Source organism: Staphylococcus sp. MB377, assembly GCF_001922505.1.
In the GTDB taxonomy this organism is placed as follows: domain Bacteria; phylum Bacillota; class Bacilli; order Staphylococcales; family Staphylococcaceae; genus Staphylococcus; species Staphylococcus haemolyticus.
This window is the reverse complement of record NZ_MAON01000018.1, coordinates 1-9,881: the sequence shown is the minus strand read 5'-3', so window position 1 is coordinate 9,881 and position 9,881 is coordinate 1. Positions and strand designations below refer to the sequence as shown.

The 9,881-nt window shown below is 31.6% G+C and carries 9 protein-coding genes and 8 tRNA genes; 3 read left to right on the top strand and 14 right to left on the bottom strand.

Annotated elements, in window-relative coordinates; all coding sequences use genetic code 11:
• Positions 1–554 precede the first annotated feature (554 nt).
• From BB045_RS05090 to hemE, 12 genes are all read right to left on the bottom strand, one after another.
• A tRNA-Ser gene (locus tag BB045_RS05090) sits at positions 555–644 on the bottom strand.
• Positions 645–703: 59 nt separating this feature from the next.
• Positions 704–775: transfer RNA gene (locus BB045_RS05085), tRNA-Glu, on the bottom strand.
• A 1-nt stretch (position 776) separates the two neighbouring features.
• A tRNA-Asn gene (locus BB045_RS05080) sits at positions 777–851 on the bottom strand.
• 9 nt (positions 852–860) lie between these two features.
• Positions 861–934: transfer RNA gene (locus BB045_RS05075), tRNA-Gly, on the bottom strand.
• Positions 935–948: 14 nt separating this feature from the next.
• Positions 949–1,024: transfer RNA gene (locus BB045_RS05070), tRNA-His, on the bottom strand.
• A 13-nt stretch (positions 1,025–1,037) separates the two neighbouring features.
• Positions 1,038–1,110, bottom strand: a tRNA-Phe gene (locus tag BB045_RS05065).
• An 11-nt stretch (positions 1,111–1,121) separates the two neighbouring features.
• A tRNA-Asp gene (locus BB045_RS05060) sits at positions 1,122–1,197 on the bottom strand.
• A gap of 15 nt (positions 1,198–1,212) precedes the next feature.
• Positions 1,213–1,286: transfer RNA gene (locus tag BB045_RS05055), tRNA-Met, on the bottom strand.
• Positions 1,287–1,680: 394 nt separating this feature from the next.
• Positions 1,681–2,241: an RBBP9/YdeN family alpha/beta hydrolase gene (locus BB045_RS05050; RefSeq protein WP_053025397.1), complete on the bottom strand. Its 561-nt coding sequence runs from the start codon at positions 2,239–2,241 to the stop codon at positions 1,681–1,683.
• Positions 2,242–2,341: 100 nt separating this feature from the next.
• Positions 2,342–3,736, bottom strand: coding sequence for a protoporphyrinogen oxidase (hemY, locus tag BB045_RS05045; RefSeq protein ID WP_053025399.1), 1,395 nt, complete (start codon positions 3,734–3,736; stop codon positions 2,342–2,344).
• Positions 3,737–3,754: 18 nt separating this feature from the next.
• Positions 3,755–4,678 (bottom strand): ferrochelatase, encoded by a 924-nt coding sequence (gene hemH, locus BB045_RS05040; RefSeq protein ID WP_053026963.1) that lies wholly within the window; start codon positions 4,676–4,678, stop codon positions 3,755–3,757.
• Between the two features lie 36 nt (positions 4,679–4,714).
• Entirely contained in the window at positions 4,715–5,749 is a 1,035-nt protein-coding gene (hemE, locus tag BB045_RS05035; RefSeq protein WP_053025402.1) for a uroporphyrinogen decarboxylase, read from the bottom strand.
• A gap of 287 nt (positions 5,750–6,036) precedes the next feature.
• Here hemE and BB045_RS05030 point away from each other — a divergent pair, with 287 nt between their 5' ends.
• Complete coding sequence (locus BB045_RS05030; protein ID WP_037552221.1) at positions 6,037–6,537, top strand: hypothetical protein; 501 nt, start codon at positions 6,037–6,039, stop codon at positions 6,535–6,537.
• A 59-nt stretch (positions 6,538–6,596) separates the two neighbouring features.
• On the opposite strand, the gene ecsB is transcribed toward BB045_RS05030, so the two are convergent.
• Both ecsB and ecsA read right to left on the bottom strand, forming a co-directional pair.
• Positions 6,597–7,820, bottom strand: coding sequence for an ABC transporter permease EcsB (gene ecsB, locus BB045_RS05025; RefSeq protein WP_075140563.1), 1,224 nt, complete (start codon positions 7,818–7,820; stop codon positions 6,597–6,599).
• Positions 7,813–8,553, bottom strand: coding sequence for an ABC transporter ATP-binding protein EcsA (gene ecsA, locus BB045_RS05020; RefSeq protein ID WP_037538621.1), 741 nt, complete (start codon positions 8,551–8,553; stop codon positions 7,813–7,815). The genes ecsB and ecsA overlap by 8 nt, the downstream gene beginning before the upstream one ends.
• 130 nt (positions 8,554–8,683) lie before the next feature.
• On the opposite strand from ecsA, the gene BB045_RS05015 reads away from it, so the two are divergent.
• Both BB045_RS05015 and BB045_RS05010 read left to right on the top strand, forming a co-directional pair.
• Positions 8,684–9,109, top strand: coding sequence for an HIT family protein (locus BB045_RS05015; protein WP_037552213.1), 426 nt, complete (start codon positions 8,684–8,686; stop codon positions 9,107–9,109).
• A gap of 142 nt (positions 9,110–9,251) precedes the next feature.
• Positions 9,252–9,626, top strand: a complete 375-nt coding sequence (locus BB045_RS05010; protein WP_037538626.1) for a YtxH domain-containing protein — start codon at positions 9,252–9,254, stop codon at positions 9,624–9,626.
• Positions 9,627–9,881: the final 255 nt, after the last annotated feature.

Below are 9,881 nucleotides of genomic sequence, written 5' to 3'. Positions count from 1 at the left end.
TTCTTTTTATATAGCGTCATCTGAAAAATTTAGATTTTTATCTTTAATTCTTAATGTATTTAATATAGACTTACACATAGGCGCATTACCTTTCTTTTTTATTTTGTTTGGTAGCTAATAATTATAGAGGTAATTGCGCCATTTTTGTATTCAAACATAAAAATTGGACTGATGATTTTTAGTCATCAGTCCAATTTATTATAGAGCCTGTTTTTAATACTCTTAAATATTAATATGATATGAGAAAAGAGCTAGCGTATCCACTACACTAGCTCCTTTTTCTGCTTGTTTTGAAATTTTCATTTTAAACCCTCGAAATTCAATGTATTTCGTTTATAAACTCAACGCACTATGTTGAGCTTAATATAATATTAAAAGATATTTTTTATTATTAATTCTAAAATTTAGTTTTACCCACGCACTTCATTAAAAAGTTGCTTTTCATCACAATTTCAACAATAAAAAAATCAAGGTCAACGTGCCAGAAATTTTACTTTCTAGACACTTCTTTGACACTTGCTCACTCTAAAACATATTGTGATAAGCTTTTATTATGGAGAACAAGGGATTCGAACCCTTGAAGCGCTTATGGCGCTTACACACTTTCCAGGCGTGCTCCTTCGGCCAGACTCGGACAGTTCTCCTCAATATTAATAACTAAATTACATAAAAAAACAGAAGCGATATTTCACTTCTGTTTGTATGACTCCTACGGGACTCGAACCCGTGTTACCGCCGTGAAAGGGCGGTGTCTTAACCGCTTGACCAAGGAGCCATGGCTCCGCAGGTAGGATTCGAACCTACGACCGATCGGTTAACAGCCGATAGCTCTACCACTGAGCTACTGCGGAATAATATAATGGAGCGGGTGATGGGAATCGAACCCACAACATCAGCTTGGAAGGCTGAGGTTTTGCCATTAAACTACACCCGCGTAGTAAACGATTATGGGGCGGTTGAAGGGAATCGAACCCTCGAATGTCGGAACCACAATCCGATGCGTTAACCACTTCGCCACAACCGCCAAAATGATTGAATGGTTCAGGACAGAGTCGAACTGCCGACACATGGAGCTTCAATCCATTGCTCTACCAACTGAGCTACTGAACCGTAATAAGTAATGGCGGTCTCGACGGGAATCGAACCCGCGATCTCCTGCGTGACAGGCAGGCGTGTTAACCGCTACACTACGAGACCTATTAAAACTATGTATTGCGGGAGGCGGATTTGAACCACCGACCTTCGGGTTATGAGCCCGACGAGCTACCGAACTGCTCCATCCCGCGCTAATATTATTTACGTCTCAAAAACCAGTACTTAAAAAGTATATCATTTTATAATGTCTAATGTCAATGATAATTTTAAATAAATTTTACATTCATTTAATTGAATCTTCATATTGAAATGCGACAATTGTCTAATAGTCATCGCCTTTCGAATACTTTATTAGTATATATAGTATCATTAACTTAGTCAATAAGTATTGTAAACTATTTTGTGTAAAAAAACGCTACATTTAAAATATTTTAATTAAAGATACCTATTGGATATCTAATTGCACTTGAAAGTATCTCTATATTTAATTATCAACCTTAATAATAATAAAAAATAGGTAGCTTTAACTACCTACTTAAATTAGTTTAAATATTGAACGTATTAATAATTAAATCACATGTTTTATTATTTAGTCATGTAATGTTGCATTTTTTCTTGTAATTCAGTAAAAGATACAAAGCCCTCTTCTTCTAAGAAATGTCCACCTTCATCAACAATTTTAGTCTTACCACCTAATTCATCAATTAAGTTTTGAGTTTCTATGTAAGAAACATAAGAATCATCTTTTGAAGCTAGTCCATAAAAGTCATTAACTTTAGTTTTAATTAAGTCATAATCGACATTAAACTCCCCTACTTTTATTGAATCGTCTATTTTCTTCGCATCTTCTTTAAATCCTGCTATACTGAAGAACCCCTCAAATGGTTCGTAAATTGATAGACCTTCAATGTATTTCAAAGTAGCCAATGAACCATACCCATGTGTGACAAAATAAGTATCTTTAGATAAAAGTTCAATTTGTTGATTTAATTCGAAGATCCAATTGTCTATATTATCATTCTTACTTTCATCTAAATGGAATAATTGAACATCGTAACCTTCTAGTTCTAAATTATGTTGCAACCACTTATACCAGTGGTTATGAGAATTTCCTAATTGTGAATGAACTATAATTACATTAGTCATTAATATTTTTACCTCCTTAAACACTAAATAATAATTCTCAATTTATATAACAAAACACTTTTAAAGAGGCAAATTCACCTCAAAAAAAGTGTTTAAATTATTATATTTCATCAAGCAATTCTTCCACAGCATTTTTACCTTGTTGAATACAATCTGGAAGCCCAACCGCTTCAAATGGTGCTCCTGTGATTCTGAGTGCAGAATAATTATTTTTAACGTGTTGTTGAATTTTTCTTATTTGACTAATATGACCAATGTGATATTGAGGCATGCTTTTAGTCAAACGATTAACAATTGTAAAATCCGGATCTCCATGAAAAGTCATCATTTTATTTAAATCACGACGTGCGATAGTCGCAATTTCTTCATCAGTATGATCTTCAACAACTGTATCACTTGGTTTACCTACATATGCTCTAATTAAAACTTTTCCTTGCGGTGTAGTAAAAGGCCATTTTTTACTAGTCCAAGTACAAGCTGTAATATTAGTATTACTTGTTCTCGCGATGACAAAACCAGTACCGTTATATGTGTTTTCAATATTCTTCTCATCAAATGCAAATACAACCGTTGCAACTGAAGTAGAATCCATCTCGTTAAAGTATTTAAAAGCTTGATCGTGATTGAACCATTTCATAAATGTTTGATGAGGCGTAGTAACTAAAATACCATCAAATTGTTCACTGTATTGATCAGTTGCTATTTCATAATTGTCATTGTTAATAATGATATCTTCTACATGTGTTTGATATTTCATCTTTACGCCTTTATCTTGTACATTTTTAGCTAATGCTTCAATAAATGAACTTAATCCGTGACGAAATTGTCTAAACTGACCTTTAGGGGCACCAGGGTATAGTTGACGTTGTTTAATTCGTTCAGCCTTTTCGTGTTGCATACCTTTGATTAAACTACCATACTTTTCCTCTTGTTCTTTAAAATTAGGAAATGTACTCATTAAACTTAATCGATCTATATCAGTACCATAAATACCACCCATGAGGGGTTCTATTAAATTTTCAAGCACTTCATTTCCTAATCGTCTTCTAAAAAACGCTCCAACTGATATATCATCCTCAATTTTTATAGGGGGTATTACCAAATCTAGTCCCGCTCTTAGCTTACCTATTGGTGAAATAAGTCTTGTTTTTAAAAAAGGTTTAATATCAGTTGGGATGCCCATAATCGAACCACCTGGTATAGGATACAATTTATTTTTTGCAAAAATGTATGACTGACCTGTTTCATTAGTAATTAAATCATCTTCAAGTCCAATATCTTTTGCTATATCAGTCATGATTGTTTTTCGTCCAAGATAAGATTCAGGGCCTAGTTCAATAGTGTATCCATCTTTACGATACGTCTGTATCTTTCCACCTGGTCGATTTGTCGCTTCAAAAATGGTTACATCTATATCTGGTTTATAATGTTTTAAATAATATGCGCTTGAGAGGCCAGTTATACCTGCACCAATAATTGCAACTTTTTTACTCACATTGAGTCCCTTCCTTTATTAAAAAACTGTTTTTATTTCGTCCACGATAGCATTAATAAATAATGGATCCGTGTTAGGCATTGTTGGTCGATAGTAATTTGCTCCTATCTCATCACACACAACTTTACATTCATAATCATTATCATACAGTACTTCTAAATGCTCACATACAAAACCTACAGGCGTGTAGATAAAGTGTTTATATTGATATTCGTTGTACAACGTTCTTGTTAAATCTTGTACATCGGGTCCTAACCAAGGTGTACCTGTGTTACCCTCAGACTGCCAGCCTTGAGCAACGTGTTTAATATTTGAAGATGTTTGTAAACGATTCATTGTATCTTTTAATTCATCAGGGTATGGATCATTATTTTTTTCAATTAAACCTTTAGGTAAACTATGAGCTGATACAACTAAGATTGTCTCATCATGTTCATCTTGAGGAATTTGCTCTAAAGTTTCATTGATTTTATTAGTCCAATACTCAATAAATTTAGGTTGGTGATAATAATGTTCAACATGATGTAAAGCAATATCGTATTTATTGGCTTCCTCTTTTGCACGTTTATTGTATGATCCAACTGAGAAACTAGAATAATGTGGCGCTAAAACAACAGTAACCGCTTCTTTAATACCATCTTTATACATTTTTTCTACAGCTTCTTCAATATATGGAGAAATATGCTTTAGACCTAAATACAATTTATATTCCACATCTTCATAAACTTGATTTAAAGCATCTTTTAATGCTTCAGCTTGACGATCAGTAGTGCCAGCTAAAGGAGAAAGACCACCAATAAATTCATATCGGTCTTTTAAATCTTGTAATTCCTCATCAGTTGGTCTCTTACCATGTCTAATATCTGTATAATATGCTTCAATATCACTCTCTTTATATGGTGTTCCATATGCCATAACTAATAAACCTACTGTCTTAGTCATTAAATAAAACCTTCCTTAATCTTTGTATTCTTAATACTATTTACTTGTATAATCATGAACAAATTGAGTAACTCGCTTTAATGTATCAGGTTGTACTTCAGGAAAAACACCGTGTCCTAAATTAAAAATGTGTTTACCTCTTTCCATACCCTCGTCCAGAATTTCACGTACTCTGTGCTCTATTACGTCCCAAGGCGCGAGTAACAATGAAGGATCTAAATTACCCTGTAACGTTTTATTAACACCCATTTGTGTAGCTGATGAGATAGACGTACGCCAATCTAATCCTAGGACATCTATTGCTAAGTCATTCCATTCATTAATTAGATGGCTTGCACCCACTCCAAACATTATGACAGGAACATCATATCTAGCTTTAATTCCATTAATTAACTTATCCATTGAAGGTTTAATATAATAACGATAATCTTGAACATTTAAAGCTCCAACCCATGAGTCGAAAATTTGAATCAGCTCTGCGCCCGCTTCAACCTGAGCAACCACATAGTCAATTGATACTTGTACGAGATGATTCATTAAAGCAAACCATGTTGCCTCATCTCCATACATCATTGCTTTAGTATAATTATAATTTTTTGAAGGACCGCCCTCAATCATATAAGAAGCTAATGTAAATGGCGCACCTGTAAACCCAATTAATGGTACATTCAATTTCTCTTGTGTTAGCAATTGAATTGTTTCAAGTACGTACGGTACATCACGTTTTGGATCAATTTGAGTTAATTTATTTACATCAGATACAGATTTAATTGGATTGCTAATGACTGGTCCAATACCTGATTTAATATCAACATCAACACCAATTGGTTTCAAAGGTGTCATTATATCTTTATATAAAACTGCTGCATCAGTATTATAATTATCAACTGGTAATTGAGTTACATAAGCACATAATTCAGGTTGGTGTGTGATGTCGAAAAGTGAATATTTCTCTTTTAATTTTCGATATTCTGGTTGTGAACGGCCAGCTTGGCGCATAAACCATACAGGTGTATGAGATGTTTTTTCACCTTTAATTGTTTGTAAAATTGTATTATTTTTATTATGCACCTTATAGTCCTCCTAAATTAAAATCATTCTTATCTATAATATCATATGCTGATATAATTATCGTTTATCTACACTTAAATGTCATAAAAAAGACAAAGCATAAATGTACATTTCAATTCACTAAATTATAATAATTTATTAAACATAATTATAGTATATTTATATGCTTAAAAATATCCCTCAATAAGACTAAATGGATTTTTAAAATATTTAAACAATACATACAATTATTATAGCTAGTACCATTAATTAATCGTATAATATAAACAATAAAGGAGGTATGAGTCATGAACATATATACAACTTATGGGACTTATGGTTACTTAAATCAAATCCGAACAAATAATACTAATAGAAATCTATTTTTATTTTCAACAAATGATTCTTCTGTAATTATTGAAGAATCAGATGAAAAATCAATTTTAAAACATCCCACTGTTTACACAACTGTTAATTCTATTAATGACTTAGATCAAACACATTTTTACTCAGCAATATTTATCCCTTCTTCTGATGATCATGTTCATCAATTAGAAAAACGTATTGCAAATTTGGAATTAAATTTCGATAAGTTTGCCGGTTTTAAAAGTTATCGTTTTTTAAAGCCTGTTCAAGGAACAACTTACAAAGTTTATTTTGGTTTTGCTAATCGCCAAACTTACGAAGATTTTAAAGAAACAGATACATTTAAGGATTATTTTTCAAAAGATGCATTAAGACATTATTTTGGTTCTAGTAGCCAACATTCTAGCTACTTTGAGAGATATTTATATCCAATCAAGGAATAATAAAAAGGTTGCCTTTTAACTAGATGTAGTTTTGCTTGTTCTAGTTATAGGCAACCTTTTTAATCTTTAAGTAGTGATTCTTGATATTGTAACTTCTTAATTGTGCTTCTAATCGTTAACCACCCTACTATAAAGAAGATTAGAGCGAAAAAGGAATATTGTGGGTATATACTGATAAATGCAATTGAAAAAATTAATCCTATAATTAACATTAAGCGATAAAGAAATTTTTCATAACCTTTAATCACTTCGACATCTGGTACTGGCCAAACTTGAGGCCATAATCCATAGGCTTGTTGCGTATAAAATTGAGACATTTGCAATAATGTAATGTACATGAACAGACATCCAATAATTGCTGAAACAATAGGAAACGATAGCCAAATCATTAGCACTAATGCAATGACAATCAGTCTAAATATAATACTAAAAGCATCTCTACCTCTTACAAAGCTACGTGTAAATAGATATAAATACATATTTTTAGAATTAAATTTCCTGCCTTTAGGTGTAGGTAATAAGAAATCTAAATATCTACGTCTAACTGCAGACTCTTTTAAATGTTTAACATCCGTAAACATATTTACGAATTTATAATAATTTGTATGGTGTCTTTCTTCAATACCTATCATTCGTTCCCATGGATATAAATTAACTCGATTTAATTTAGGTAAAGCTAACATTCCACCAAGTAATATAAACGTAAAGATAACTCCCCAGTACATTTGGTAACCCAATATTAAGTCATATGTTACTAAATTAATCAAAAATAAAATTAAACTTATACTCCAACTTGATTGCTTTAGTTGATACCATTGCCATCTCACTTTCAATCCAATCCATGGGTGTATCAATGTTAAAATACTCAAGATGATAAATGGTGTTATGAAATCACCATCTAATTTAGAAAATAATGGAAACAAGATAATGAGTATTACTAGTTGTATCGCTATTCTATTAAAATAGCTGTAGCGAATGCTTAGGTTCATATAATTTTTCATATGTTTTTCAAAAGGCAATAAAAATATTCTATCTGCATCTTTTAAAAATGTTCGTATTGGAAAGATAGATGTTACAGCTAATATTATACTAGCACATAACGCATAATCTATATGTTTAGGTATATGTTGCAACCATTGACCATAACCTAATATAAATGCTCCCAATAAAATTAATAAAAATACTGAAAAATGGCCATTAAAAATAAATTTATTATAATAACGCTTCTCTTTTTGAATGATGTTCAATCTAGATTTAAATAATGAAGTAGCTGAATTATCCATTTTCTTGACCACCTTGTGTGACATGTATATAGATGTCATCAAGTGTGTGACCACTTAATCCAGTTTGTTTACGTAGCTCCTCTAAATCACCGAAAGCAACCACTCTACCTTTATCTAAAATAATAAATCGATCACAATAACGTTCTGCAGTTGCCAAAATATGCGTACTCATTAAAACAGTACGTCCTTCATTTTTCTTTTCTACCATTAAATCCAACATAGATTGAATCCCTAGTGGATCAAGGCCTAAAAATGGTTCGTCAATAATATATAATTCTGGATTAACAATGAACGCACATATTATCATCACCTTTTGTTTCATACCTTTAGAGAAATGACTAGGAAAGACCTTTAATTCATTCTCTAATCTAAATGTTTTAAGTAAAGGTCTTGCACGTTTCATTGCTTCTTCTTTACTCAATTGATATGCCATTGCAGTCATCGCAATATGCTCTTCTAATGTTAATTCTTCATATATAATTGGTGATTCAGGTATATAAGATAACTTTTTTCGATAAACTTCGATGTCATCTGTAATTTCTGTATTTGAGATAGAGAGATTACCCTCAGTTGGCGTTAATAAACCTAGCATATGTTTAATAGTTGTGCTTTTGCCTGCACCATTTAATCCAATTAAACCAACAATTTCCCCTGCTTTTAATTCAAAATTTATATCTTCAATAACAGGACGTTTCCCATAACCACCTGTTAAATGTTCAACTTTTACTGTCATAAGGCACCTCCATGAATAACATTGTACCAAAATTAGCTTTTAACTACTAAAATTACATTTACTTCACTAACGAAATTTTATTTTACAAATGCTATAATAAGCTATAAATACGTAAAAGGAGTGCATTCAAATGGCTGAAACTGTATTTAGTAAAATTTTATCTGGAGAGATTCCAAGCTTTAAAGTTTATGAAGATGACTTTGTTTATGCATTTTTAGATATTTCACAAGTGACTAAAGGTCATACATTATTAATTCCTAAAAAAGCGTCACCAAATATTTTTGAAACTGACGAAGAGACAATGGCTCATATTGGTACAGCTTTACCTAAAGTCGCTAATGCAATTAAGAAAGCTTTTAATCCTGATGGTCTAAATATCATCCAAAATAATGGTGAGTTCGCAGATCAATCAGTATTCCATATTCATTTCCATTTCTTACCACGATACGAAAATGATATCGACGGTTTCGGATACCATTGGGAAACACATGAGAACGAAATTAATGATGAACAAAAACAAGCTATCGCTGATCAAATCAAAGCGCAATTTGATTAATTCTGCATATTGAATGTCATTATAGGGTAATATACAATTATAATTAACTTGTCGAAATATGATTGTTGTAGAATCTGAAATTTATTTCATTTCTTATTCTATTATTATCCGTTAACGACATAATAAGTGAGGAGAATAGAACATGAAAATATCACGCGTATTATTTGGTATTACTGCGGGAGTAGCATCTGGAATTGCTGTTTCTTGGTTAAACCGTGATGATCAAAGCGTAAAGAATAACACGATTGATTCTAAAGAACCTACTGGGTCTCGCTCTGAATTAGAACGTGAAATTGAGTCACTTAAACGTAATTTCTTTAACATTATTGATTATGGTAAGCAAGTAAAAAATGATGGTGTCTCATATGGTAGCGAAATTGGAGATGAATTTAAAACACTAATTGGTGATTTTAAATCTGATATTAATCCTAATATCGAAAAATTACAATCACACATTGAAAATCTACAAAATCGTGGCGAAGAAATAAGTAATACTTTTTCAAAAGATAATAAATAAAGTTTAATCATTAGATTAAACTGTGATACGGGAGTGGCGTTGAAATCATTATGAATATTGGCTCTATAATAAATTGGACTGATGACTAAAAATCATCAGTCCAATTTTTATGTTTGAATACAAAAATGGCGCAATTACCTCTATAATTATTAGCTACCAAACAAAATAAAAAAGAAAGGTAATGCGCCTATGTGTAAGTCTATATTAAATACATTAAAAATTAAAGATAAAAATCTAAATTTTTCAGATGAAGTG

Coding starts and splice junctions, on each gene's coding strand:
- BB045_RS05010 (WP_037538626.1), top strand. CDS start 9,252: ATGAAAATATCACGCGTATTATTTGGTATTACTGCGGGAGTAGCATCT.
- BB045_RS05030 (WP_037552221.1), top strand. CDS start 6,037: ATGAACATATATACAACTTATGGGACTTATGGTTACTTAAATCAAATC.
- BB045_RS05050 (WP_053025397.1), bottom strand. CDS start 2,241: ATGACTAATGTAATTATAGTTCATTCACAATTAGGAAATTCTCATAAC.
- hemH (WP_053026963.1), bottom strand. CDS start 4,678: ATGACTAAGACAGTAGGTTTATTAGTTATGGCATATGGAACACCATAT.
- ecsA (WP_037538621.1), bottom strand. CDS start 8,553: ATGACAGTAAAAGTTGAACATTTAACAGGTGGTTATGGGAAACGTCCT.
- ecsB (WP_075140563.1), bottom strand. CDS start 7,820: ATGGATAATTCAGCTACTTCATTATTTAAATCTAGATTGAACATCATT.
- BB045_RS05015 (WP_037552213.1), top strand. CDS start 8,684: ATGGCTGAAACTGTATTTAGTAAAATTTTATCTGGAGAGATTCCAAGC.